We start from the raw sequence: 24141 nt of genomic DNA on the forward strand, positions 1-24141 counted from the left end.
GGCTGTCGATGCAGAACGTCTCCTGCCCTTCTTGCGGCGCACCGGTCCAGTTCCGTTCGCACGCCTCCGTCATGGCGGTGTGCGAATACTGCCGCGCGACCGTCGTCAAGGAAGCCGGCGCGGTGCGCGACCTCGGCAAGATGTCCGAGGTGCTGGAAGACTATTCGCCGATCCAGGTCGGCACCAGCGGCGTCCACGGCGGCCGCGGCTTCACCGTGGTCGGGCGCCTCCAGCTGCGCTACGAAGCCGGCATGTGGAACGAGTGGTATGTGCTGTTCGACGACGGCGCGGGCGGCTGGCTGTCCGACGCTTCCGGCCAGTATGTGCTGACGACGGAGCAACCATTGACCGAGGCCTGGCCGTCGTTCGAGGAGCTGCGCCCGGGCCGCCAGTACCGCTTCGGCCTCGGGCCGTACACGGTGGCGGACAGGCGGGTGGCGCAGTGCGTGGGCGGCCAGGGCGAGCTGCCGTTCCGGGTCGGACCGGGCTGGCAGGCGCGCGTGGCCGACTTCCGGCGCGAAAGCGCCTTCGCCACGCTGGATTACTCGGACGGCGACAAGCCGCTCCTGTACAACGGCTTTGCCGTCACGCTCCCCGCTTTGCAAGCCCAACTGCTGCGCGACGACGAACAGATCAAGGCCAGCGCGGGGCGCTACCGCGGCCGCGTGGAGTCGCTCGAATGCCCATCCTGTGGTACGGCGATCGGCTACCAGCCGGGGACGGCGACCAACCTCGTCTGCCCGGCCTGCCAGACGCGCATGGACGTGAGCACGCCGCAGGTGCATGTGCTGGCCAAGGGCGAAGCGTCGGAACGCGTGCGCCTGACGCTGCCGCTCGGCGCGACCGCGCCCATCAACGGCCAGGGCATGCGCGTCAGCGGCGCGATGATCCGCGTCGACGACGAAGGCGAGGAGTGGACCGAGTACCTGCTGTTCGGATCGAACGGCTCCTTCCTCTGGCTGGTCGAGACCGACGATGGCTGGCAGCGCTCGCAGGTGCTCGACACCTGGCCGACGCCCGCCAATCCGGTGGTCGAAGAGCTGATGCTCGACAAACTCCCCTACCGCAAGCTGTACGACTACGACGCCACGGTGCGCTACGCCGCCGGCGCCTTCAACTGGCGCGTGGCCGTCGGCGACCGGGTGCGCGTGAGCGAATTCGAGCACGGCAGCACGCGACTGGCCGCCGAACTGACCGAAGACGAATTGAGCTGGAGCCGCTCGGTGCCGGTCGCGGACGACCAGATCCGCACCTGGTTCGGCAAGCAGCTCACGACACCTCTGCGCACGCATCCCGCGGCGCAACTGGACGGCACGACCGGAACGGCGGCGAAGTTCGCGATGTGGTTGATCGGGCTGAACGTGGTCCCGCTGCTCTTCAACTTCTGGACGGTCCTGTTCTTCACGGTGATCGGCCTGGTGCTGCTCGCCATGCCCTTGATGCTGACGCCCCAGGACGAGTAAACACGCATGAAACACAAGTATTCCGCCTATGCCCTGCTGGTCACGGCTGTCATCGTCGTGGTGAGCTGGCTGTCCCTGCTCGATTCGTCCTCGGGCAGCGGCCGCTCGCGCTGGGGCTCGGGCTACTCCGGCGGCTATTCGGGCGGCTCGTATTCCGGCGGCGGCCACAAGTGACGACCCTGCACCGCCCCGCCGGCATCCACCTGCTGGCCGACCTGCACGGCATCCAGCCCGAACTGCTGACCGACGCCGGACGCATCGACGCCCTGCTGCGCGATGCCGCACTGGCCGCCGGCGCGCGCATCCTGCACAGCCACTTCCACACCTTCGGACCCGGCATGGGCGTCACCGGCGTGCTGCTGCTGGCCGAATCGCACATCTCGATCCATACCTGGCCCGAAGTGGGCTTTGCCGCGGCCGACATCTTCATGTGCGGCGCCGCCCGGCCGCAACTGGCGCTGGACGTGATCGAAGCGGCCCTGCGGCCAGCGTCGCGCGAACTGCGGACCGTCGAGCGCGGCCAGCTATAATCGGCGCTTCACGAACTTGGCAAAAAATCACCATGACTGATACCGGATCCTCGAAGGCGCTCGGCCATATCCGCGTGCTCGACCTCTCGCGCGTGCTGGCCGGCCCCTGGTGCTCGCAGAACCTGGCCGACCTCGGCGCCGACGTGATCAAGATCGAGCGTCCCGGCAGCGGCGACGACACCCGCGCCTGGGGTCCGCCCTACGCGAAGGACACGCAGGGGAACAACACCAGCGAAGCGGCCTACTACCTGTCGGCGAACCGGGGCAAGCGTTCGGTGACGGTCGATATCGCCAGCCCCGAGGGCCAGGCCCTGGTGCGCGAACTGGCCCGCCATTCGGACGTGGTGCTGGAGAACTTCAAGGTCGGCCACCTGAAGCGCTATGGCCTGGACTATGAATCGCTGAAGGCGGTCAAGCCGGATCTCGTCTACTGCTCGATCACCGGCTTCGGCCAGGACGGCCCCTACGCCCATCGCGCCGGCTACGACTTCCTGATCCAGGGCATGGGCGGACTGATGTCGGTGACGGGCGAACGCGACGAACTGCCCGGCGGCGGTCCGCAAAAGGCCGGCGTGGCCCTGACCGACCTGATGACCGGCATGTACGCAACCATCGCCGTGCTGGCCGCGCTGACGCACCGGGACCGCACCGGCGAAGGCCAGTACATCGACATGGCCCTGCTCGACACCCAGGTCGCGATGCTGGCCAACGTCGGCAGCAACTACCTCAACAGCGGCAAGCCGCCGAAACGCTGGGGCAATGCACACGCCAACATCGTGCCCTACCAGACCTTCGCCTGCTCGGACGGCCACATCATCGTCGCCGCCGGCAACGACGGGCAGTACCAGAAGTTCGTCGAAGCGGGCGGACGGCCGGAACTGGCGCTGGACCCGCGCTTCGCCACCAACCCGCTGCGCGTGCAGAACCGCGACGTGCTGGTGCCGCTGCTCGCCGAGATGGTCGCCACGCGCCGGCGCGACGAGTGGATTGCGATGCTCGAGGAAGTGGGCGTGCCCTGCGGCCCGATCAACGACGTCGGCGAAGTGTTCGCCAACGAGCAGGTGCGCGCGCGCGGCATGGCGGTCGAACTGCCGCACCCGGCGGCAGGCAAGGTGACGCTGGTGCGCAGCCCGATGAAGATGTCGGCCACGCCGGCGACGAGCGCAAAAGCGCCGCCGCTGCTGGGCGAGCACACCGACGAGGTGCTGCGCGATGTGCTGGGCAAGAACGGCGACGAGATTGCGGCGCTGCGCGGCAAGGGCGTGGTGTAAGCCTTTTTCTGCCGCGCAGAGCTGGCCCGGTTAAACGGGCTTAGTGCAGCTTGTGCTTGAAGTCGGACAGCTCGGCATGCACGCGGGTGACCATGGCCTCCAGGTGGGCCGGCATCTGCGGCATCGACCGGCTCATGCGCTTGGCTTCGTCCCCCATGTCTTCCAGGCTGTCGACACACTGGACGATGCGCGCCTCGTCATTCGACTGCATCACATCCTGCGCCTGTTTCAGCTCGCGCGAAATGCGCTGGATGCAGTCACGCATTTCCGGCGGCGTATCCTGGGACGACATGCAGGCCTGCTCGGCTTCGCCGATGGTCTGCTGCAGGTGGCTGTACCGTTGCTGGATTTCGTTTGCTTGCAGCATGATGACCTCCTTTGGAAAAGAGAGCGGTTGATTTTAGCGCTGCTCGCAAATCCATGCGTGGGTCGCGCACCTTACCCCGGTGACAATAAAGCAGGTTTCATCGCCTCTGATTTATCCGGAAAAGTCGGCGATAAGCAGATAAACGACCGATGTGCCTGAATTGCTGCAAACCACGCCCTCAAGATTTTTCCCGGTTTGCATACGGACGGCACGTAGCGGTCGGCACCCTTTTACGCCTGCAAGGCCAAGCGTCCTATTGCTGTGTTTAGCGAACAGCGATTTGAAATGTGGCGATAGCCAGTCGCGAGCAGCGCCGGACGCAATCCATACGGCTTTGTTCTGGTGATTGCCGGCAACAGCTATCGGAGCAGGGGGCGAAATTTCCGCTATCAATGTGATGTAGTCGGTTGGGCCTGGGACGCCACCAGAATATTCCGGCGTTCCAAATACCTCCCAGCGGACTGTATTGATGGGCAGATTGAGCGTTACCAGAGCCTCCAATGCGCCCCGGTCAACGGCGTACCTTGTCATGCTTCCGCTGTCGCAGCCAGCGATTAACAAGAAGCACGTGTAGAAGATCCATTTCGCAATCATACGTCATCAACCGGTATAGAACATGCGAGCCCGAAAAACGCTGCGAACTGATGCGAGCACCCGAAACTCAGCTAGACCAGACGCGCCAGAACAATGAGGAAGATGATTCACCTTCCAGGGCTAGTCGCATGCTTCGCCGATACCATCAACAACCCACTTGCCCCGCCTATACGACAACGTCACACGCTTCACGCAGGTTTCGTTGGCAAAATATTGGAGGTCGATCTTGTCTCGATCGATATGGACTTCGGCATTCCACGCTTTCCCAGCTGCCATCACGCTGTTCACGAGCCCAGTATTTCGCCGAATTCTCCAAAAAGAGGATTCATCTCCAGTAGACTCAATCTCTTCCGTGACTTCTTCCGCAAACAGGCAGCAAGGTAAATTTTTTCCGAACCAGTACGTCGAGCGCATAGGATTGCATTTACCGCCCGCCATACTGTTGACGCGCCATTCATACTTGCAGTCAAGATGGCATTCCTAAGCCCTGACTTTTGACTCGAAGAGCAAGCGTTAGGATAGCGCTCCCCATACATCTCCAACTCATCGTATTCTTCCTGGGTGTCCGACGCAATTGATGGCAAGCACCACCAGAACATGAGCACAATCACCACAGAACGAAAGCAAGAAGCGCCGCAGAGCTTTGTCATAAATATTTCCACCGGACCGCCAAGCAAAAAGATAAATAAAAGCTGCTGGCCCTTATCCAACTGAAAACGCAAGGCAGCACGTTCCTTATCCTAAGTCTTTGCCACTACATACCGGCGCGAAACCTGTGTGCTGCCACTAGGGCTCACGTAGTATTTGAAGAGCATGCAGACTGGAAGGTAAAGAATCGCTTGTACTAGCAACGTCCTCACGCGCCTCCACCTTTAGTACGACATTTCTTATATGTTTATGCTTGAAGTAAAAAACAATAGGATTTGTTATTCTTTCGCCATCTCTCTTCTCCTGAGCTACTTTCTGTAATTCGAATTCCTTGAAAAAGGATGAGGGTAGTTGCATAGAGTACACCCCCCTGGGAAAGTTGCGAGGATGAACAGATGCGCTAAATCGCGTCCACGGAGAGTTCTCGCTTTTCCGATTGACGTTCGCGGCAATTCCTGCCATACGGAAATGCTCGCCGAAATACGACTTTGATAGTCTCACCGGCTCATCAGGGTTCTTCGGTCAATAGAATTGACCCGTACCTAGATACATCCTTTCTTCCAACTCCAAGGGCGTCGAACCCGCGATCACTCTGATCATCGCCGACAGGACTTCAATCACATACGATCTCTGCTCATCACTTAGCGGAATTACTGCCGGCATGCCTCGAGAATCGACATTTTCATAAGGAGAAACGATGCGTAACCTCTCCTGAATCATCAAACGTTCGTTCATGGCAGCGACACTCTTCTGGAAGTCGACGTACGAACACACCGTGTATCCAAAAACGATGCCGATAACAAGAACAGCTAGTAGAGCCAGCCCATTACGAATTTTCATAACTCTGCTCTAGAATGAACTAAGCCTTCAGGCATCAGCTACTGAACGTCGCACGAAGGACTCCCTCGTGAAGAATGTGGAGATACACGGTATCGCTTTGACATCGCGAGTCGGCCATTGCCCTGAGCCGGCCGGGCAATTAAGTGACACGTCCGCCCTGTTCGCTATCCCACTGCCAAATGGTCTTGCCGTATTCGGGGTTAAGAACAGGGAACTGCTCACCAACGCGGAAATGCCGACGTGAGTTTGGATCTGCCGGGGAGAAATAGAAGCCTTCACGCAGACAATCATCGCCGGCGCCAAAGCGTAAGGTCTCCGGCCTTGCCTCCTCTACCTCGTCCTCGATTTGCTCGAACTCATCCTTTACGAGCTCGACAAAACACCAACGCGACGGCTTTGACTCAAAAGCATTGCCCGCCACCAAAGCAGGGGCCAGATCGGGAGTCTGAGACTCATCAAAAAAGGGGTCGCGTACCAAATCGGGACAAGACAAGTTCGCAAGCACAAAGCGGAGCATGGCATCGCCGTCGATCCAGAGCTTGGCTCTACCAACCGAGGCCAACGCGTGCTTACCTAAATCGTTGAGTGTGGTGCTGTCCAACAATTTGCCTTGATCAGATCCAGTCCAGCCAAACTGAAGGGTTGCATTCGGATCGTCGATTGATACATACACGCCGGTCTTCGGCGGTATATGGCCACTTTCGCAGACCATCTCAGGTTTGGCAACGAATTTAGGAAGGATCGGGAAGTTGTGTGCATGCTCTTGCCAAGCTATTGTTAGTCCGAAGTCGTTCCACCTTGTCGCATATACCGCTCGGTCCATGGTGTCATCGATATTTTCCGCATATCTGGATACCTCTGCGAGTCTCCGGTCGAACTCGTCCTGTTCCTCCGGCGCCATCCATTGTAAAGAAAATTCGGAAATACCTCGGACGCATTGATATGCACCGGTTTTGTGATAAATATTCGATTTTCTGTCTGCAATATCTCGTGCAACTGAACGTTGAAAATCGCCAAGAAACGGCCACGCGTTATTCTCCCAATTCTCGCCGGTGTTACGACTACCCCATCGCTTGCTTCGCAATAGTTTATCTCTACCTTGGACTTCATTGACATCTAAAACATCATTCGCGAAAACTCTTAGCATTTTCACGCGCTCCAGCAAGCCCTCAAGATATTTCATGGAGGAAAAATGATACAGCAACGCAGCCTGCTTTTTTTGCCACTGAGTCAAATTCATATTTAGTCCAATTCGCTTAATAAACATATATTATTAACTGGAACCGTGCTTACTTTCGAAGAGCTGTTACCTGCCCAGGCAAAGCTGGCAGTCCAATTCTCGTCGCAAGTCCGGCCCCTTCAAAATCCGTATATCCCCACCCAGTTTCGAAAGGCCCGCTAATGTTTGGATGGGTTATCGACTCACGTATGGATACGTATTCATTCTTTTGTGCTTGGGTAAGCTTGTTATACTCTGCTTGCGTGATCGCGCCCTGCAGGATATTTTTTCGACCGCCCTTCAGTTTGTAGAACCGCATCACATCATTTCGCGGGTCAGTCCGTGCGACGTTGAAGACGATCTGCTCCCATCCGCCTTCAAGATGCCGATCAGGCAAACCGTCCTTCGTTTGTCCGGATGCCGGGCCACGCCATACCTTGAGAGTTTCGCCAGGTTTTACGTCATAGATCACAAATTGACCGTTTGCGTTCCAGTCTGGCCACACTGCCAGGAACTTTCTCCACGCCTCCCTAGGGTTCGGCGAGTTTTGTATATCATTAAATACTTTTTCGCTAATCCAGCAATCGCTCATTGCCCGGCTATTGGGCGACAAAATACGGAAAAGCCGGGCGGGGCCTTTGATCTCAGCATGGACCAAGGTATGAAAGGACCGAATATTGTCATTTGTCAGAGGCGGCCATCCCTGCTTTGCCATTGCCTCAACTTTTGATCTTGCTATCTTAGTATCTGCTGGCGACCAGCGTGGTGTAGCTCCGTCGTTCAGCTAGGCCGGCCTTGTACTTGAGTTTTGCATGAGAGAGATTGCTTTTGCTTCAGGCAAAGTACCTCTGAAATGAACATTTCGAGCATCAACGATTCCTTTTTGCCTTTGAATTGCTTCACGTTCGAGCCGTACTATCACCGTATCGAATACATCCTGCACCGGCTTCAATGCTCGAGCAAAATGCTTGTCGGCAGCCAATCTAATCTTTTGGACCTCGAGCAGAGCTTGTTTTGCCTTACCACCCAGCACGGGTACAAACTCAACCTTGCTGGCCATTGCGTCAACCACCTTGATCCCACGATCAAAAGCCGACGTTAACTCGGCAACGCTCACTTTAGCGCGCACGGCCTTGATCTCGGTAGCCAGCCATTTGAGTACTTCGTCGACTTTGTGCGACTTCAAGTACTCCTGTACGCGACGCCGACGCAGGAAGGAAATTACCCAGTTCATTGCTGCATCCACCGCCTCAACGACCTTCTCTCCTCCGGTCCGCCTTACAAATCCGAAGAAAATTTTCAGGATCCCTTTTACGAGCGATCCTAGTGCCGGGAATAGACCTATGAGCGTCAGGACAAGCGCGACCCAATTCCACACATCCGTATGATCACGTGACAGCTTTCGGCAGTTCGCTATCAAATCACGCAGATCGCACACCTGATCCACCAAAGGAATCATTGAGATGCCCGCATCGACCAGGATCTGGGAGGTCGACCTGTTCTCGTTGAAGTCTCCTTCTACCGCTTCCCAGAACCATACGAATGGATTGGAACTGGGCTCTTGCGATTCCTCATCCCCTGTAGCCCACGCCAATGCGTCGCGCATCTGTGTTGCATTCACATCTGCCATGAAGCAATTCTCCGAACTAGGTCAGTTGAAGTTCATGAAAACTCAGCCGATTAGCTTTTCCAAAGGATCGTATGGCTTTTCCTTTTCAGGTTTACGCGGGCTGTAAACGACTTTTTTCACGGGTTTGTTAAGAACGTTTTCGTGTAAGGCTTGACCATCTTTGTCTAAGGTTCCCGACAACACTGGACCATCCTCAAAGTGAATCTTGTATTCGACATCAGGAATTCCTTCTGCCAACTCGGGGTCCATATAGTGCAAAGCAATCCAATGTTTTGCCTCTTCACTCAGTTCTCCGGGAAGGTTCAACAAATTTGCTGCTTTGTTGCCACCGCCATCAAACAAATGCTTCCCACCTTTAACGGTAAACTTCCCCGGACAAGCAAACGTAATATCCCCACCCTCCAGCGTGATGGCCGACTGCCCCGCCTGCAGCACGATCTTCTCCTTGGCCTTGATCTCGATGCAGTCGTTCACCGAGATCACGGTAATCTCCTTGTCCGCCAAGATCTCCAGCTGATCCGTATGCGCCTGCAGCGACACCGGCCCATTCCCGGCAATCGCCTGGATGCCGCCCGAATGGGTAAAGAAGTTGAAGGCATTCCCCGCCACCGACGACACCGTATGCGCCGCAGCGAAGTGCAGATCCGACTGCGTGGTCCAGTGCAGCTGCTGCCCCGCATACACCACGGTCGACGCCGGCGTGGCCCAGTTCATGCTGGCCGCCGCGTCCATCAGCACGATCGCCGAGCCGAATTTCTCGACTGGCTGCCCGCCATCGAGCTCGCGCGATCCTGGCTTGGCCTTCAGCGCGCTTTGTCCGCCGATGGCGCCTTCGTACTTCCCTTTCGCCTTGGGGTCGATCTGCTCGATGAAGTCGGCCTGCGCCTTGGCCGCATCCTTGCTGAACAGGGCCTGCTGCTGCGCAGCCGCGTCGCCCAACGTGGTCGCCAGGGACTGCGCACCCTTGAACAGCGATAGCGCTTCCGCCGCATCCATCTGGGTCGAGCTCACGCCGCAGCCCTGCCGGGAGCGGGCGCTGGTCGAGAGCAGCACGCCCTCGCCGCCGCCGATCACGGCCCAGGCATCGGTACGCAGCTCGAAGCCGCTACCGCGATACGCGCCGCGCTGCGCCGAGCCTGGCGATTGGTGGATCAGATAGCCGAGGTTGAGCTGGGTGGATGCGGTGCTGGTCGCCAGGCGCGTGCGGACCTGGCCCGGCGCATCGTCGAGCTGCCACTGGTTGTAGCCGCCGCCGTCGAAGTTATGGCTGTGGATCCCCGACAGCACGCCCGCATGGTTGGCGTTCGAGGCGACACCGCCAGCGAAAGGCGGCGGGTCGGCGCCGTTGTAGAGCTGGGCCACGATTACCGGACGGTCGATGTCGCCCTCGATGAAGTCGACCAGCACCTCGGTGCCGATACGCGGCGTGAACACGGTGCCCCAGTTGGGGCCGGCCAGCGCCTCGGCCACGCGCACCCAGGTGCCCGATGCATCGTTGCCCGGAGCGCAGCCTTTGTCATCGGTGTCATGCGCGAGGCCGCCGGGATTCGGGACTTGGCCGCGCTGCCACGCGAACTGGACTTTCACTTGATGATCGCGCGTGGTCGTCGAGACCGCGTCCGCCAGCCCGACCACGAGTGCACACTGCGGGCCAGGCGCGGTGGCCTGATCGCGCATGGCGGTGGCGGACGGGACGATTGGCACCGCCGCGCGCACGCAGGCGAAGCGGTTGCGATAACTGCCGTTCTCGACACCGCGCGGCATCCCACCGGCGATCCCGGTCTGGAAGTTGTTGCGGGCCTCGTGGCGCACCCACAGCACCGTGAACGCGTTGTCGCCGTCGGGATAGCGGTCGTGCTGGGTCAGCTCAAAACGATGTCCCGCCGCGAGCCGCCGCACCGCGCCCGCGCCCTCGAACTCTTTGACGTCCATCTCCAGCGCCTGCAGCATCAGTTCGGCATGGGCGTCGGCGGCGGCACGACTGGACACGTGGCGCTCGCCGCTGCCGTCGTAGAGCGGTAGTGCCGGCAGCTCGCCGGCGTCGAGAATGGATTCGTGCTCGGCCGCCGGCGCGACGAGCTGGGAGGGATCCCAGCTGCTGATGCCGACCGCGTTCGCCCCCACCTGGCGACGGGCCCCGAAAGCGTCGATCGCGTCGTCGTGCTCGGTGGCGCGCACGCCGTGGAAGCGGATGCGTTCGCCGCCGGGAAGCGCCGGCGCCTGGGCGCGGCTGTCGAAGATGAGGAGACGATGGCGCGCGTGGCCGTCCGCGGCGTCCTCCTGCTGGTCGTGCTCGAAGCGCCAGTTCAGGCCCTCCGACGCGAGCAGGCGGGTGAAGAATGCGAGATCGCTCTCCCGGTACTGCGTGCACACCGGGCGCGGCGCCAGTTCCTGCGTGATGTCGAAGTCGAAGCGCACCTGCGGGTAGTCGGCCAGCAGTTCGGTGACGATGTCGCGTACGTTCTTGTCCTGGAAAATATAGCTGTCGCGGCGCAGGGCGAGCAGTGCCAGCGCCGGCTCCAGCCGCAGGCGGTAGCGCGCGACCCCACCGTCGGCGCCCAGCCATGAGGCATGCGTGCAGAGGCCGTGCCAGGCGCGGCGGCTGCCGTCCGGCTGCAGCAGGCGGACCGTCAGCTCTTCGCCGAGAAACAGCGACAGGTCCAGGTCGGTCGAAGTGCTGAGCGCATCGACCTCGAAGTGGAACAGTTCGTTGACGGCCTCGATCCCACTGAAGCTTTCGGCTGCCAGCGTTTCGGGCAGTGCGCTTTCCTGGGCGGTATCGAGGGTGATCAGGCGCGCATGCTGGCTGAGGCCGGTCCCGAACAGGCCAAGCGCGCTGAGTTCGGTAGGGAAATTCATCGGAGCGACACCATCTGCAGGACTCCTTCGCAATCGTCACTGGTAGCTATCCCAATCGACGATCTTACCGGAGGCAAACAGTACGATGATGCCGCTTGGCATGATGCAGATCATGCCATTGTGAAATCTCCTGCCGTGCTTACGGCGTGGCGGAGCCGGCCGGTTCCAGGGGCGCCAGGCCGCGCAGGCGCAGGGCGATGAGCATCGCCAGCACCAGGATCGCGCCCAGCAGGCCGACCACGCCCAGCCAGCCGAAATGCTCCCACATATAACCGGAGAACCAGCCGACCACGCTCGATCCGAGGTAGTAGAAGAAGAGGTAGAGGGCCGACGCCAGTGCCTGCGGCGCACGGGCGCGCCGGCCGACCCAGCTGCTGGCGACCGAATGCGAGGCGAAGAAGCCGAAGGTGTAGAGGCCGACGCCGGCAACGATGGCCACCAGGTTGCCGGCGAGCGTGAGCAGCAGCCCGGCGAGCATCACCGACATCACCAGCCACAGCACGTTGCGCCGTCCCAGCCGGTCGGCCAGGCGTCCGGCCCAGACCGAGCTGAAGATGCCGAGCAAATAGAGCACGGAAAGCGCACCGACCGCGCTCTGGCGCAGGTGGAATTCCGGCCCCAGCATGCGGTAACCGATGTAGTTATACAGGCTCACGAAAGAACCCATCAGCAGGAAGGCCAGCATGAAGAGGAAAGGCAGGCCGGGGTCGCGCAGGTGGCGCCGGGCGCCGTCGACCAGTCCGGCGAGACCGCCCTGCCCTGGACGAAAACGGCGCGAGGCAGGCAGACTGCGCCGGAATTCCCAGGCCGCGTACAGGCCGGCCGCGCCCAGGACACCCAGCGCGGCGCGCCAGGAATAGAAGTCGCTGATGACCGAGGCCAGCACGCGCCCGAACATGCCTCCGAAAGCGCTGCCGCTGATGTACATGCCCATCGCCAGGCCAAGCGAGCTGCCCTCGATTTCCTCGCTGAGGTAGGCCATCGCCACGGCAGGCATCCCGCCCAGCATGAAACCCATCAGGGCGCGCAGCGCAAGCAGCGGGACATAGTCATGGGTGAAGGCGGCCAGCAGGGTAAGCAGGCCTCCGCTGAACATCGAGGCGGCCATCAGGGGCTTGCGTCCGAAGCGGTCCGACAGGATGCTCGACACCAGCAGGGCAAGCGCTAGCGGGCCGGTGGAAATCGACAGCGCCAGGCTGCTTTGGGCGGGCGTGAGGGAGAAGTCGCGCGCCAGCAGGGGCATCAGGGGCTGGACGCTGTAGAGCAGTGCGAAGGTGGAAAATCCACCGAAGGCCATGGCGCGGTTGACGCGTTTGAAATCAAGGGTGCCGGCGGCGATGGCGGGTGAAGACATGGGCGAATCCTGATACTTGATTTCTCATCATACTCAAGATTGGCGGGGACTGCTGGCGGGGGGTGTGGAATGGGAGGGTGTGTTTACGGGGGGTGGCTGATCTTTTGAACCGTCGCAGCGTGCTCGCGATACGAGTGCATCTCACGCTGCAGGTTTGCTGGCGTTCGCGTGGGCACAGAGTGCCCACCCTACGAAACGTCAGGCAATTGGTGGGCACGGGGCGCCCACCCTACGATTGGCACAGGTCATAGGGTGGGGCAATTGAGGCCGGTGGCTTCAATTGCGTGCCCGCTATTCAAACGCCGCAGGCAGCCCTTACGGATACTCCGCATCCAGCTCCGACCCGGCGTAGTTTTCCAGCTCGGCCACCAGCTGCTTCATCGGCGCTTTCGTGCCGAGGCTCTTCAACACGGTGCAGCTTTCGCGATACGTGCCAATGCGCTCGGCGATGATCTCGCGGTGCGGCGCCGGGACCTTTTCCAGCAGCTGGGCCCAGCCGGTCTCGAAGTCGGGGTTGTTCTTGCGCACCGATTTCACGAAGCGCTCGAACTCCTTCTGCCCGGTGCGCGCGACGATGCGGCCGCCGCCTTCAACCGCGAAGATGATCGCCAGCGCGATCACGCCCTCGGCGTTCAGGTCGGGGTCGTTCACCGGGCCTTCGTAGTGGTTGCGGCGCAGCCACTGGGCGGCGCGCACGATGGCCTGCACCTGCTGGCGCTGGCGCAGCTGGCCCAGGTAGCGCTCGTAGCCGGACCAGCTTTCGCCCGGATCGGCGGTGCAGATGTCGACGAACAGTTCCTTCAGGCGCCGCTGCGAATACACGGGGTCGTTGTCGTATTCGCCGACCAGGCTGTCCTCGGGCAGCGCGGCCAGTTCACGGATCAGGCGGAAGCCCGACTGGAACACGTACTCGGCGCCCTCCTCGATCAGGATGTCGAGGGCGACCTCGTCCTTTTCCTCGCCCTCTTCCGACATGATGCTTTCCAGGCCCAGCGAGACGCCGCCGACGGTCAGCAGCAGCGCGCGCTGGATGCCTTCGGCGGTGCGGTCGTTGGTGAACTTCTCGGCCACCATGGCGGTGATCCCGGACAGCTCGTCGGCCAGGATCGCCGCTTCCTCGGGGTCCTCGCTGGCTAGCAGCTTGATCGCGCGCACCAGCCGCGGCGGTTTTTCGATGACGATTGCAGGCAGCATCGGTGAACGGTCCCCGCTCACGAGAAGATGTCCGTGCCCATGCTCTTGCGCGTGCTGCGACGCGGCATGGTACGCACCGACGGCACCTGCTTGCGCAGGCGGTAGAGCAGCTCGCGCGTGCTGCGCTGCTGGAAGTCCGGGTCCTCGTCCGGATCGTCCGGGAACTCGGCGTCGGCCATCTCGGCGCTATGACGGAATTCCGGGAACAGCTCGATCAGCGAACGTTCCCAGCCGTCCTCGGAAGCCTTGGCCAGGTCGATCGCCAGCGGCACGATGTCGCTGTCGGACGAGGTCTGGCCGGTCACGTAGCGGCCCTTCAAGTTGATTTCGCCGGCCACTTCCATGATTTCCTTGGGCGCGAGCGACCACAGGATGGCGAACACGGTGGCGCCGTGGTCGGTGGCGGACGCCTCGGCCAGCAGCTCGTGGCGGCGGTCCTCGTCGTCGTTGGCGTAGACAACGCCGTGCACATGGTTGAACAGACCCTCGGCGATGCGTTCGGGGTCGTCCTCGATCATGTCATCCGGCCAGGTGGCGGCCATGTACGCCAGGCTTTCGGCCCAGGCCTTGGGCGGCACCAGCATGGTGGCGAGCGAGGTCTTGGCGCCGTCGAAGCCGGCCAGGTGCAGCGCGGTCACCTGCGGCGGCAGGGTCGAGAGCACCTCGGCCACGGCGTAGTCGCCGTGTTCGTCGGCCGCCTTCGAGAACGCCTCTTCGGCGTGCTGCAGCGAGCCGGCCAGCACCAGTTCGCTGACCTGCTTGGTCAGCGCCGGCAGGTTGGCTTTGTCGTTCATTCACGTTCTCCCTGGTCGAAGATCTGGGTGAAGTCGTCCGACGCGGCGGTGTCGTCCATGCCGTCGTTGTCGTCGTCGTCGCCTTCGTCGCCCTCGGCCAGCTGGTCGAGCGACTGGTCGTCGTCGGCCCAGCGGCCCTGGTGCTTGTAGAGGAAGGCGGTGATGATCGCCTGGCGCGCCAGTTCCGGATGGTTTTCCGTCATGGCCGCGTACATGGCGGCGCCGTCCTCGCCTTCGCACTCGGCCATCGCGAACACGCGCGCCGGGTCGTCGCCCTCGTAGTCGGCCGCTTCGCGCAGCAGGCCTTTCGGGTCCTTGAAACGAATCTTGTCAACGAGCGCGAAGGCCATCAGGTTGACGTCGTCGATGCCGGAGCCGCCGGCGTATTCCGAGACGAGCGCGCCGACCATCATGTCGTAGTTCTTGCGGTTGGGCGGGTCGCCCAGGGTGCCGTCGATCTGTCCTTCCAGCTCGCGCGACTGGTAAGCGAATTCGGGATGTACTCTTTTCATCTTGTTTGTCCTGTATGCGGGGGTTCGGTGGCGTGCATGCGGGGCGTCCTGCCCCGGTGGCGGTGCTCAGGCCTGCAGCGTGACGCCGTTCAGCGCGAACAGCGAGCGCCACAGCTCGAAAGCCTCGGCCTCGGCATCGAGCACGATGCGGTGGTTCACGCTCTGGTTGTATTCCTCGCGCTTGGCGGGGTCCGACAGGATCTCGTAAGCCTTGGTAACGGCCTTGAAGCGCGCCTCCGCGCCCGGCGCCTGGTTGCGGTCGGGGTGGTAGCGCATGGCCAGCGAGCGGTAGACCTTCTTGATCTCGTCGTCGCTGGCGTTCGGCGCGACGCCGAGGATCGCGTATAAATTTTCCACTTTGGAACTCTCCGGCTATAGCCGAAAAACGGCAAAACGAGATTATCCTATAGAAAACGCCAACTTGACAGCGGGGCCATGGCTGCGGCAAGCGGCGCACGGCCTTGGAAGCGGCGGCAATGAACCCCAAGTATGTTCCTGCGCATGCGGGCGAACCGTGCGCTCCACCACATAGGCGGACCGTGGCGCACCCGTCTACGGTAAAATGCCGAGAACTTTACCTATCCAAACACCTTCTTTCATGAGCAACGAAAAGAACAACGCGGCGGCGAACGCGCCTTCGTCGAATTTTGTGCGCGCCATCGTCGAGAACGACCTGGCGGCAGGCACCCACAAGCGCGACGGCATGCCCGCGGTGATCACGCGTTTCCCGCCGGAGCCGAACGGCTACCTGCACGTCGGCCATGCGAAATCGATCTGCCTGAACTTCGGCCTGGCGCGCGACTACAACGGCCGCTGCCACCTGCGCTTCGACGATACCAATCCGGAAAAGGAAGACCAGGAATACGTCGACACCATCATGGACAGTGTCAGGTGGCTGGGCTTCACCTGGGAGCAAGGCGGCCAGGAGTACCTGCATTACGCCAGCGACTACTTCGACAAGCTGTACGAGATGGCCGAGTACCTGATCAAGACCGGCAAGGCCTACGTCGACAGCCAGAGCGCCGAGGAAATGGCGAAGAACCGCGGCAACTTCGGTACACCGGGCACCAACTCGCCCTTCCGTAACCGCCCGGTCGAGGAATCCCTGCAGCTGTTCCGCGACATGAAGGCCGGCAAGTACAAGGACGGCGAACACATCCTGCGTGCGAAGATGAGCGAAGACGCGATGTCCTCGCCGATCATGACCAACCGCGACCCGGCCCTGTACCGCATCCGCCATGCGCACCACCACCGCACGGGCGACGACTGGTGCATCTACCCGATGTACGACTACACGCACCCGATCTCGGATGCGATCGAGAACATCACCCACTCGCTGTGCACGCTAGAATTCCAGGATCACCGCCCGTTCTACGACTGGCTGGTCGACACCCTGGCCGACGGCGGCTTCTTCCAGCGTCCGGTGCCGCGCCAGTACGAATTCGCGCGCCTGAACCTGACGTATGTCGTCACCTCCAAGCGCAAGCTGCGTTCGCTGGTGGACGACGGCATCGTCACCGGCTGGGACGATCCACGCATGCCGACCATCGTCGGCCTGCGCCGCCGTGGCTACACGCCGGAATCGATCCAGCTGTTCTGCGAGCGCATCGGCGTGTCGAAGGCCGACGGCTGGATCGACATGAGCACGCTGGAAGGCGCCCTGCGCGACGACCTCGACCCGAAGGCGCCGCGCGCGATCGCCGTGCTGCGTCCTTTGAAACTGATCGTCGACAACTTCCCGGAAGGCGAATCGGTGGAGTGCACCTCGCCGGTTCATCCGCACCATCCGGAAATGGGCCAGCGCAGCTTCCCGTTCACGCGCGAGCTGTGGATCGAGCAGGAAGACTTCATGGAAACCCCGACCAAGGGCTACCACCGCTTCACCCCGCCCGTGGGTGACCAGCCGGGTTCGCGCGTGCGCCTGAAGTATGGCTTCGTGGTGGAATGCACCGGGTACGACAAGGACGAGAACGGTAAAGTGACTGCCGTGCACGTGAAATACTTCGAGGACTCGAAGTCGGGCACCCCCGGCGCCGACAACTACAAGGTCAAGGGCAACATCACCTGGGTCAGCGCCGCCTCGGCGCTGGAAGCCGAAGTGCGCCTCTACGACCGCCTCTTCCTCGACCCGCAGCCTGACGCCGGCGGCAAGGATTTCAAGGCTGCGCTGAACCCGAACGCCCTGGAAACCGTCACCGCCTACCTGGAGCCGGGCATGGCCGCGGCAGTTGCCGACCAGCGCTTCCAGTTCGAGCGCCACGGCTATTTCGTGGCCGACCGCGTGGATTCGCAACCGGGCAAGCCGGTCTTCAACCGCGTCACCACGCTCAAGGACAGCTGGGGCGGCAAGTAAAGCCAACGCCCGCTCCAGACACGGAGCCAGAGAACAGAGAAAATCAGCAAATCCCGCCCGGCTTCGGCCGCGGCGGGATTTTTTTTATGTTGCCCACGCGACGCATGCAACCTATCAGATATGATAGGTAACAGGTTTCGCAGTCTGCGCGATTCTGATCGAAATCAAAAATAAAATATTCAAAATCGATTGGAGCAAAAGATGGGGATCCTGGCCGACTATGCGAAGAAAATCGCGGCCATCAGGCTCGGCTTCTGGCTGGGCGCGCTGCTGTCTCTGGGCGTAGGCGCAGGCTTACACATCAGCACCAGCCGGGCCATCGAGAACGACGCCCACGAGCGCTTCCTGCACATGGCGCGCGGCGTCCAGTCCATCCTCGATGGGCGCATCAAGACTTATGCCGACTTGCTGCGGGGCACTTCCAGCCTCTTTCTCGCAGACGACGACGTCACGAACGAGGAGTTCCGGCGCTACGTGGCCGGCCTCGACCTGGAAAACCATTTCCCCGGCGTCGAAACAATCAATTTTGCACGCACTTTCACCGACGCCGAGCGTCCCGCCGTCGAAGCCCAACTGCGGCGCGAACTCGGCGCGGACGGGGCAAACTTTCGTATCCGGCCCGAGGGGCGGCGCCCCGAATACACGGTGCTGACCTTTATCGAGCCGCACTCGGCACGCGCCGACCGTGTCGGGATCGACCTGCAGGCGCGTCCCGCGGTCGCGCTGGCGCTGGCGCACTCGCGCGACACCGGCGAAGCCTCGACCTCGGGCACCCGGGTGCCGATCAAGCCCCATACCAGCGGGCTGGGGATGCGCATGCCGGTCTACCGGCCGGCCATGCCGCTGGGCGACGTCGCCCAGCGCCGCGCGGCCTATATCGGCTCGGTCGGCATCGGTTTCAGCGTGTCGCGCCTGGCGCAAGGCGTGCTGGACAACCTGCCCAGGCAGTCGACGCGGCTGGTGATCTCCGGCATGAGTCCGGTCGAGGAGCTCGGCGGACCGCCCGGCGTCTACCAGCGCACCGTGTTCTTCGACAACCAGCCCAAGGCAAGCGTACACGACCCGGACATGTTCCGCGCCCTGCTGCCGGTGGGCGTGAGCGGACGCGGCTGGGACATCGACTTCCGCATCGCCAAGAAGAGCATGTATTCGGAAATCGACAGCTACCTGCCCTGGGTGGCGATGCTCGCGGGCTCGACCGGCACCGCCCTGCTCTACGCGCTGTTCCAGACGCTGAGCTCGTCGCGCCGCCGCGCCATCGAACTGGCCGAGGAGATGACCGGCGAATTGCGCGCGAGCGAGACGAAACTGCAGAAAACCAACGACAACCTGCGCCGGCTGGCAGCCCACGCCGAAAACATCAAGGAAAGCGAACGCAAGCGCATCGCGCGCGAGATCCACGATGACCTCGGCCAGAACCTGCTGGCGCTGCGCATCGAAGCCGACCTGCTGGCCTCGCGCACCAGCCGGCGTCACCCGCGCCTGCACGCCCGGGCCCGCTGGACGCTCGAGCAGATCGACGCCACCATCAAGAGCGTACGCCAGATCATCAACGATTTGCGCCCTCACGTGCTGGACCTGGGTTTGACCGCCGCGGTCGACTGGCAAATCGCCGAGTTCCAGCGCCGCACCGGCATTGCCTGCGAACTGGTCTCCGATGGCTGCGAACTGCACGTGAGCGACCGCTGCGCCACCACCCTGTTCCGCATCCTGCAGGAGTCGCTGACCAATGTCTCGCGCCACGCCCGCGCCACCGCCGTGCGGGTCGAGCTGGCGCTCGATGCCGAATCGATCTCGATGACGGTGAGCGACAACGGCATCGGGCTGAACAAGGGCGTAGGCCAGAAACCAGGCTCCTTCGGCCTGGTCGGCATCGAGGAACGGGTGCGCATCCTGGGCGGCAGGTGCGTCATCACCAGCCGGCCGAACGCCGGCACCACGGTCCACGTATCGATCCCGACCGCCGACAATCTCCTCTCCGTGACACAGGCCATGCCTGCCCCGGCCAGCCCTGCGAAGGTCTTCGAAAGCCTGTAGTCGAATATGCGACACGCAATTGCTTGACGCTACTCAACTTGCGAATAATCAATAATTTCCGCAGGTTTGGGGTAGAGAATGGTCATCAATGTGCTGCATCAAACCAAACGTATTAACTACAATCGTTTTTAACGACAAGGAGGGCCAGACCATCTGCCAGCACGACTTCATCGACTACCGGAACACCAAATTACAATAACGATGCAGTATCCAAAACAAAGGATGAATCATGATCTCGAACAACGATTTCGAAGTGATCGCCGCCCTGGATTTGAACCCGATTAAAGTCAAGCTGATGCACAAGGAGTCCGGCGAAGGATGGTCGCTCGAAAAGGCGAACGCCACCGAAGCGGAGTACCGTCGTTTCCTCTACCTGATGAAGGCCTTTCCTAACGAGGAAACCGCGCCGCTGGTGGACGTCGACACCTTCTGGCACTACCACATCCTCGACACCATGAAGTACGCCCAGGATTGCGAGCAGGCCTTTGGTTACTTCCTGCACCACTACCCCTACATCGGCCTGCGCGGCGAAGACGACGTCGCCAACCAGGAACAGGCGGGCGACCGGATGCGCGAACTGTACGAGTCGACCTTCGGCGAGCCCTACCTGAAGCAGGCCGATGCCGCGTGGTGCGGCCGTGCGCCGGCAAACGGGGCGCAGACCGCATGGTGTGGGCGCGCTCCGGCGAACGCCGAAGGCGCTGCACAGACCGCCTGGTGCGGCCGTGCACCGGCAAGCGCCGCCGAGGGCGCAAGCCAGACGGCATGGTGTGGTCGTGCGCCGGCGAAGCTCGCCGAAGGCGCGAGCCAGACCGCCTGGTGCGGCCGTTCCCCGGCCAAGCCCATCGCGGCCGCCGTGCGGACCGCCTGGTGTGGACGGGCGCCGGAAATGGCGAAGGAAACCGCATGGTGCGGTCGTGCGCCGGTCGAGGCTGGCGCAGGGAAAACGGCCTGGTGCGGCCGTGCACCTGAAGTCGCCAAGGAAACCGCATGGTGCGGCCGCGCTCCGGCCGCCGCCTCGGCTGCCGAAGTCCAGACCGCATGGTGCGGCCGGGCGCCCCTGGCTGCCTGATCCGGGCCGCGCAACCACGCGGCGATTTGCGGCCGCATGAACGACAAACCGGGAACACACTGACAACAGGCTCTCCGCTACTGCCGGCTGCTGCGCCGGCGAAGCGAAAGTCAATCGGGGCAAGGGCGGCGACGCCTCTGTCCCTTCACGAAGCCGGCATCGATGCCGGCTCTTTTTTTTTCAGGCAACCGACATGTCCGCATCGGGCTTGACCATCAACGCGCGCAGTTCGCGGATGCTGAAATCGCTGATCTCGTGCATGCGCAGCAGGATGGTGGCGCCGATCGGCAAGGTGTTGTGGCGGATCTTGCTGATCACCGGCGGCGCCACTTCGAGCGCGCGCGACAAGGCAGCGTCATTCTTCAGTTGCAATTTGGCGATGATGGCGTCGAGTACGCGATTGGGGTCGTAAGCTGAGCCTTCCGGCAGTCTTCTGATGGGCATTCCTGAATTCTTTCAAAAAATCACAATCCGTGAGTAATTTCTTACATGTTCAATTTGAACATGAGAAATTGGCCTCACCGGGCAAAACAGCACCGTTTATATGGTGGTTAATCTCAGCCGCAATGATACTGGGAAAGTTAGATTTTATTCAAGCAACTGTAGGAATTTCCCTACAGATTGAAAGGAGAATCGGGAAAGTCTTGGGCGTCGAACATAGGGACGCGGCATGGCGACGCCCGGCCGGGCGCGATCTCAGGGAGAACGATGCTGGGTTGAAGCGCGTGACGCGTCACGACGATACCGGCGCGATCGCGCCATGGCGACGGCCCGGTCGGAACAGGTGAAATGGATGCGGCAGGCGCACGCCGGTGGCGCGCGGAAGGATGCTTATTTCTTGCGGCTGGCCTTGAACAGCGCGCGCGCGTCCTCGTGGGCGCGGTCGAGGGTGCGCATCGCCTTCTGGTCGTCGTGGGCAACGAAATAGCCCTTCGCCTGGGCGTCGACGACGATCTTGATGGCGGCCTCGTCCTCGAGGTCGTACTTTTCGACGATCAGGGTCGTCACTTCGTCCAGATATTCTTCGTAAGTCATGTCGTTTTCCTTTAAGTACTTATCCATAAATAAATGTGTTTTTGGCCAAGTACTTGGGCGGCTATTGTACCAGCCGCCACTGCGCGAGCGCGGATGCGACGTCCGGATAGCGCAGGCGCACGCCCAGTTCGTGCAGGCGCGCGTTGTCCAGGCGGCGCGACTCGGACATGAAGGACAGCAGCACCGGCGACACCTGTTCGCGCAAGACCTCGCGCGCCAGCCGGGGCGGACGCGGCAGGTCGAAGGCCTCGGCCACCGCATCGAAGTAATCGCCCATCTTCATGCGCGTGTCGTCGACCGCGTGGTAGACCCGGTTCGGCAGGCCGCGCAGCAGGGCCAGCGCGACGATGTGCGCCAGGTCGTCGGCCTGGATGTGGTTGGTGTAGACGTCGTCTTCCTGGCGCAGCGCCGGCGTGCCCTCGCGCAGGCGCTGCAGCGGCAGGCGGTCGCGCGCGTAGATGCCGGGCACGCGCAGGATCGCCAGCCGTCCGCCGGCGCGCCGCGCCCAGGCGCGCAGGGTGCGCTCGGCGTCCACCCGGCGCCGGGCGCGGGCATTCTTCGGCGCCACGGCGCGGGTTTCGTCGACCAGCATGCCGCCGCAATCGCCGTACACGCCGGTCGTGCTCACGTAGACCAGCCGTGCGCCCTCGGGCAGGACCGCGGCCAGGTTGCGCGTGCGGGTGTCGCGCTCGCCGCCGGCCGGCGGCGGCGCCAGGTGCACGATGTGGCGCGCCAGGCCGCGCAGGCGGGCAAGCGTCGCCGGCTGGTCGAGGTCGGCCAGGACCGGGACAGCCCCTGCGGCGCGCAGCGCGGCGCAGCGTTCGGCATCGCGCGTCACAGCAAAGACGCGAAAGCGGTCGGCGAGCAGCGGCAGCAGGCGCATGCCGACGTCGCCGCAGCCGACCAGCAGCAGGCGCGGCCGTTTAAAGGATTTGGTGTTCACGGCAGGCATTGTAAGCCAGCCGCGCGCGACTGTCGGGGAATCGCAGGGCCCGGCCGGCCGGGCGCCCGTGATCCACGTGCCGTGTAAAATAGCTCAATTCTGTTGCAGCGGAACATATCCATTCTGCTAACAAGTCCTTATTTCAGCCTATTTACCTGCAAAAATCCAAACATGACGTTCCAGATCACTGTCCAGCCCAGCGGCCACCAATTTGCATGCGAACCCGACGAAACCGTGCTCGCCGCCGCGATCCGCGCCGGCGTCGGCCTGCCCTATGGCTGCAAGAACGGCGCCTGCGGCTCGTGCAAGGGCAAGGTCGTCGACGGCGTCGTCGGCCACAAGCCGCACCAGCAGCGCGCCCTGAGCGAACAGGAAAAGCTGCAGGGCTTCTCGCTGTTCTGCTGCGCCGTGCCGGAAGGCGACGTGGTGATCGAGGCGCGCGAAGTCGGCGGCAGCAGCGATTACCCGGTGCGCAAGATGCCGACCCGGGTGCAAAGCATTACCCGCGCCGCACCCGACGTGGCGATCGTCACCCTGCAGCTGCCGGCCAACGAAGCGCTGGCCTACCGCGCCGGCCAGTACATCGAATTCCTGCTCAAGGACGGCAAGCGCCGCGCCTACAGCATCGCCAGTGCGCCTTCGCTGGAGCGTCCGCTCGAACTGCACATCCGACACCTGCCAGGCGGCCTGTTCACCGACCACGTGTTCGGCGCCATGAAGGAGCGCGACATCCTGCGCTTCGAAGGCCCGCTGGGCACCTTCTTCCTGCGCGAGGGGTCGGACAAGCCGATCGTGCTGCTGGCCTCGGGCACCGGCTTCGCGCCGGTGAAGGCCCTGGTCGAACACCTGATGCACCTGAAGTCGACCCGTCCGGTACGCCTGTACTGGGGCGGCCGCCGTCCCCAGGACCTGTATATGGACGAACTGTGCCAGGCCTGGACCACCACCCTGCCCGACTTCCAGTACGTCCCGGTCGTCTCCGACGCGCTGCCGGAAGACAACTGGACGGGCCGCACAGGCTATGTGCACGCGGCGGTGATGCAGGACATCCCTGACCTGTCGGGCTGGCAGGTGTACGCCTGCGGCGCGCCGGTGATGGTCGATGCCGCGCGCAGCGAATACGTGGCGCAGTGCGGCTTGCCGGCGGATGAGTTCTTTGCGGATTCGTTCACCACCGAAGCGGACCTGGCGCAGGAGTGATAGTCGCGCATCGTCTCGTACACGGCGGTGTTTCCGGCATACCTGTAGGGTGGACGGGTTCCCCGTCCACGCGTTCAACGAACGCTTGCATTATTTCGGCATGCAATTGCATGCATTACATGTGCGCAACAAACAATTGCACGACGTGCATGTGACCGTTGAACGCGTGGACGGGAGACCCGTCCACCCTACGGGTCAACGCAACCATCCCGGCTCCAGCAACGCC

24 protein-coding genes are annotated in these 24141 nt (G+C 62.2%); 8 read left to right on the forward strand and 16 right to left on the reverse strand.

Annotation, left to right across the window (positions count from 1 at the left end):
• Positions 1-8: 8 nt before the first annotated feature.
• Genes ACSUZJ_RS19305 through ACSUZJ_RS19320 form a run of 4 tightly spaced genes read left to right on the forward strand, consistent with a single transcriptional unit; the run spans position 9 to position 3264 of the window.
• Positions 9-1463 (forward strand): DUF4178 domain-containing protein, encoded by a 1455-nt coding sequence (locus tag ACSUZJ_RS19305; RefSeq protein WP_499410868.1) that lies wholly within the window; start codon positions 9-11, stop codon positions 1461-1463.
• Between the two features lie 6 nt (positions 1464-1469).
• A complete protein-coding gene (locus ACSUZJ_RS19310) occupies positions 1470-1637 on the forward strand; it encodes a hypothetical protein (protein WP_499410870.1) in 168 nt (55 codons plus the stop codon).
• Positions 1634-1993 carry an adenosylmethionine decarboxylase gene (gene speD, locus ACSUZJ_RS19315; protein WP_499410872.1) on the forward strand — a complete coding sequence of 120 codons (360 nt, stop codon included), beginning with the start codon at positions 1634-1636 and terminating at the stop codon, positions 1991-1993. Before ACSUZJ_RS19310 ends, speD begins: the two co-directional genes overlap by 4 nt.
• 32 nt (positions 1994-2025) lie before the next feature.
• Positions 2026-3264, forward strand: coding sequence for a CaiB/BaiF CoA transferase family protein (locus ACSUZJ_RS19320; protein WP_499410874.1), 1239 nt, complete (start codon positions 2026-2028; stop codon positions 3262-3264).
• Between the two features lie 40 nt (positions 3265-3304).
• Here ACSUZJ_RS19320 and ACSUZJ_RS19325 read toward each other — a convergent pair whose 3' ends face one another.
• The 13 genes from ACSUZJ_RS19325 to ACSUZJ_RS19385 all read right to left on the reverse strand — a co-directional run bounded on the left by ACSUZJ_RS19325 (position 3305) and on the right by ACSUZJ_RS19385 (position 15632).
• Entirely contained in the window at positions 3305-3631 is a 327-nt protein-coding gene (locus ACSUZJ_RS19325; protein ID WP_499410876.1) for a hypothetical protein, read from the reverse strand.
• Between the two features lie 111 nt (positions 3632-3742).
• Positions 3743-4225 carry a hypothetical protein gene (locus ACSUZJ_RS19330; protein ID WP_499410878.1) on the reverse strand — a complete coding sequence of 161 codons (483 nt, stop codon included), beginning with the start codon at positions 4223-4225 and terminating at the stop codon, positions 3743-3745.
• Between the two features lie 284 nt (positions 4226-4509).
• Positions 4510-4947 (reverse strand): hypothetical protein, encoded by a 438-nt coding sequence (locus tag ACSUZJ_RS19335; RefSeq protein ID WP_499410880.1) that lies wholly within the window; start codon positions 4945-4947, stop codon positions 4510-4512.
• Between the two features lie 448 nt (positions 4948-5395).
• Entirely contained in the window at positions 5396-5713 is a 318-nt protein-coding gene (locus ACSUZJ_RS19340; protein WP_499410882.1) for a hypothetical protein, read from the reverse strand.
• A 139-nt stretch (positions 5714-5852) separates the two neighbouring features.
• Positions 5853-6953, reverse strand: coding sequence for a hypothetical protein (locus ACSUZJ_RS19345; protein ID WP_499410884.1), 1101 nt, complete (start codon positions 6951-6953; stop codon positions 5853-5855).
• 49 nt (positions 6954-7002) lie between these two features.
• Positions 7003-7647, reverse strand: coding sequence for a hypothetical protein (locus tag ACSUZJ_RS19350; RefSeq protein WP_499410886.1), 645 nt, complete (start codon positions 7645-7647; stop codon positions 7003-7005).
• Positions 7648-7716: 69 nt separating this feature from the next.
• Complete coding sequence (locus ACSUZJ_RS19355; protein ID WP_499410888.1) at positions 7717-8562, reverse strand: hypothetical protein; 846 nt, start codon at positions 8560-8562, stop codon at positions 7717-7719.
• 42 nt (positions 8563-8604) lie between these two features.
• Positions 8605-11421, reverse strand: a complete 2817-nt coding sequence (locus tag ACSUZJ_RS19360; RefSeq protein ID WP_499410890.1) for a type VI secretion system Vgr family protein — start codon at positions 11419-11421, stop codon at positions 8605-8607.
• Between the two features lie 139 nt (positions 11422-11560).
• Complete coding sequence (locus tag ACSUZJ_RS19365; protein ID WP_499410892.1) at positions 11561-12775, reverse strand: MFS transporter; 1215 nt, start codon at positions 12773-12775, stop codon at positions 11561-11563.
• 315 nt (positions 12776-13090) lie between these two features.
• Positions 13091-13969, reverse strand: a complete 879-nt coding sequence (locus ACSUZJ_RS19370) for a hypothetical protein (RefSeq protein ID WP_499410894.1) — start codon at positions 13967-13969, stop codon at positions 13091-13093.
• Positions 13970-13986: 17 nt separating this feature from the next.
• On the reverse strand, positions 13987-14763 hold the full coding sequence (locus ACSUZJ_RS19375; RefSeq protein ID WP_499410896.1) for a hypothetical protein: 777 nt from the start codon (positions 14761-14763) through the stop codon (positions 13987-13989).
• Positions 14760-15275, reverse strand: coding sequence for a hypothetical protein (locus ACSUZJ_RS19380; protein WP_499410898.1), 516 nt, complete (start codon positions 15273-15275; stop codon positions 14760-14762). The genes ACSUZJ_RS19375 and ACSUZJ_RS19380 overlap by 4 nt, the downstream gene beginning before the upstream one ends.
• A gap of 66 nt (positions 15276-15341) precedes the next feature.
• The gene (locus ACSUZJ_RS19385; RefSeq protein ID WP_499410900.1) at positions 15342-15632 is read right to left on the reverse strand and encodes a DnaJ domain-containing protein; all 291 of its coding nucleotides are present in this window, start codon (positions 15630-15632) and stop codon (positions 15342-15344) included.
• A 241-nt stretch (positions 15633-15873) separates the two neighbouring features.
• On the opposite strand from ACSUZJ_RS19385, the gene ACSUZJ_RS19390 reads away from it, so the two are divergent.
• The 3 genes from ACSUZJ_RS19390 to ACSUZJ_RS19400 all read left to right on the forward strand — a co-directional run bounded on the left by ACSUZJ_RS19390 (position 15874) and on the right by ACSUZJ_RS19400 (position 20737).
• The gene (locus ACSUZJ_RS19390; RefSeq protein WP_499410902.1) at positions 15874-17628 is read left to right on the forward strand and encodes a glutamine--tRNA ligase/YqeY domain fusion protein; all 1755 of its coding nucleotides are present in this window, start codon (positions 15874-15876) and stop codon (positions 17626-17628) included.
• Positions 17629-17829: 201 nt separating this feature from the next.
• Positions 17830-19665 carry a CHASE domain-containing protein gene (locus ACSUZJ_RS19395; protein WP_499410904.1) on the forward strand — a complete coding sequence of 612 codons (1836 nt, stop codon included), beginning with the start codon at positions 17830-17832 and terminating at the stop codon, positions 19663-19665.
• A gap of 229 nt (positions 19666-19894) precedes the next feature.
• Positions 19895-20737 (forward strand): glycine-rich domain-containing protein, encoded by an 843-nt coding sequence (locus ACSUZJ_RS19400; RefSeq protein ID WP_499410906.1) that lies wholly within the window; start codon positions 19895-19897, stop codon positions 20735-20737.
• 180 nt (positions 20738-20917) lie between these two features.
• Here the strand turns inward: ACSUZJ_RS19400 and ACSUZJ_RS19405 are convergent, their stop codons facing one another.
• From ACSUZJ_RS19405 to ACSUZJ_RS19415, 3 genes are all read right to left on the reverse strand, one after another.
• Positions 20918-21181 carry a hypothetical protein gene (locus ACSUZJ_RS19405; RefSeq protein WP_499410907.1) on the reverse strand — a complete coding sequence of 88 codons (264 nt, stop codon included), beginning with the start codon at positions 21179-21181 and terminating at the stop codon, positions 20918-20920.
• 387 nt (positions 21182-21568) lie between these two features.
• On the reverse strand, positions 21569-21772 hold the full coding sequence (locus tag ACSUZJ_RS19410) for a hypothetical protein (protein WP_499410908.1): 204 nt from the start codon (positions 21770-21772) through the stop codon (positions 21569-21571).
• A 61-nt stretch (positions 21773-21833) separates the two neighbouring features.
• A complete protein-coding gene (locus ACSUZJ_RS19415) occupies positions 21834-22655 on the reverse strand; it encodes a sugar nucleotide-binding protein (protein WP_499416605.1) in 822 nt (273 codons plus the stop codon).
• 231 nt (positions 22656-22886) lie between these two features.
• On the opposite strand from ACSUZJ_RS19415, the gene ACSUZJ_RS19420 reads away from it, so the two are divergent.
• A complete protein-coding gene (locus ACSUZJ_RS19420; protein ID WP_499410910.1) occupies positions 22887-23915 on the forward strand; it encodes a CDP-6-deoxy-delta-3,4-glucoseen reductase in 1029 nt (342 codons plus the stop codon).
• Positions 23916-24141 lie beyond the last annotated feature (226 nt).

The organism is Telluria sp. B2 (genome assembly GCF_051789535.1).
Lineage (GTDB): Bacteria > Pseudomonadota > Gammaproteobacteria > Burkholderiales > Burkholderiaceae_D > Telluria.

Bases quoted from the DNA above. Each gene is read 5' to 3' on its own strand.
- ACSUZJ_RS19305 (WP_499410868.1), top strand. From the start codon at position 9: ATGCAGAACGTCTCCTGCCCTTCTTGCGGCGCACCGGTCCAGTTCCGT.
- ACSUZJ_RS19310 (WP_499410870.1), top strand. From the start codon at position 1,470: ATGAAACACAAGTATTCCGCCTATGCCCTGCTGGTCACGGCTGTCATC.
- ACSUZJ_RS19320 (WP_499410874.1), top strand. From the start codon at position 2,026: ATGACTGATACCGGATCCTCGAAGGCGCTCGGCCATATCCGCGTGCTC.
- ACSUZJ_RS19325 (WP_499410876.1), bottom strand. From the start codon at position 3,631: ATGCTGCAAGCAAACGAAATCCAGCAACGGTACAGCCACCTGCAGCAG.
- ACSUZJ_RS19330 (WP_499410878.1), bottom strand. From the start codon at position 4,225: ATGATTGCGAAATGGATCTTCTACACGTGCTTCTTGTTAATCGCTGGC.
- ACSUZJ_RS19340 (WP_499410882.1), bottom strand. From the start codon at position 5,713: ATGAAAATTCGTAATGGGCTGGCTCTACTAGCTGTTCTTGTTATCGGC.
- ACSUZJ_RS19345 (WP_499410884.1), bottom strand. From the start codon at position 6,953: ATGAATTTGACTCAGTGGCAAAAAAAGCAGGCTGCGTTGCTGTATCAT.
- ACSUZJ_RS19350 (WP_499410886.1), bottom strand. From the start codon at position 7,647: ATGGCAAAGCAGGGATGGCCGCCTCTGACAAATGACAATATTCGGTCC.
- ACSUZJ_RS19355 (WP_499410888.1), bottom strand. From the start codon at position 8,562: ATGGCAGATGTGAATGCAACACAGATGCGCGACGCATTGGCGTGGGCT.
- ACSUZJ_RS19360 (WP_499410890.1), bottom strand. From the start codon at position 11,421: ATGAATTTCCCTACCGAACTCAGCGCGCTTGGCCTGTTCGGGACCGGC.
- ACSUZJ_RS19365 (WP_499410892.1), bottom strand. From the start codon at position 12,775: ATGTCTTCACCCGCCATCGCCGCCGGCACCCTTGATTTCAAACGCGTC.
- ACSUZJ_RS19370 (WP_499410894.1), bottom strand. From the start codon at position 13,969: ATGCTGCCTGCAATCGTCATCGAAAAACCGCCGCGGCTGGTGCGCGCG.
- ACSUZJ_RS19375 (WP_499410896.1), bottom strand. From the start codon at position 14,763: ATGAACGACAAAGCCAACCTGCCGGCGCTGACCAAGCAGGTCAGCGAA.
- ACSUZJ_RS19380 (WP_499410898.1), bottom strand. From the start codon at position 15,275: ATGAAAAGAGTACATCCCGAATTCGCTTACCAGTCGCGCGAGCTGGAA.
- ACSUZJ_RS19390 (WP_499410902.1), top strand. From the start codon at position 15,874: ATGAGCAACGAAAAGAACAACGCGGCGGCGAACGCGCCTTCGTCGAAT.
- ACSUZJ_RS19395 (WP_499410904.1), top strand. From the start codon at position 17,830: ATGGGGATCCTGGCCGACTATGCGAAGAAAATCGCGGCCATCAGGCTC.
- ACSUZJ_RS19400 (WP_499410906.1), top strand. From the start codon at position 19,895: ATGATCTCGAACAACGATTTCGAAGTGATCGCCGCCCTGGATTTGAAC.
- ACSUZJ_RS19405 (WP_499410907.1), bottom strand. From the start codon at position 21,181: ATGCCCATCAGAAGACTGCCGGAAGGCTCAGCTTACGACCCCAATCGC.
- ACSUZJ_RS19410 (WP_499410908.1), bottom strand. From the start codon at position 21,772: ATGACTTACGAAGAATATCTGGACGAAGTGACGACCCTGATCGTCGAA.
- ACSUZJ_RS19415 (WP_499416605.1), bottom strand. From the start codon at position 22,655: ATGCGCCTGCTGCCGCTGCTCGCCGACCGCTTTCGCGTCTTTGCTGTG.
- ACSUZJ_RS19420 (WP_499410910.1), top strand. From the start codon at position 22,887: ATGACGTTCCAGATCACTGTCCAGCCCAGCGGCCACCAATTTGCATGC.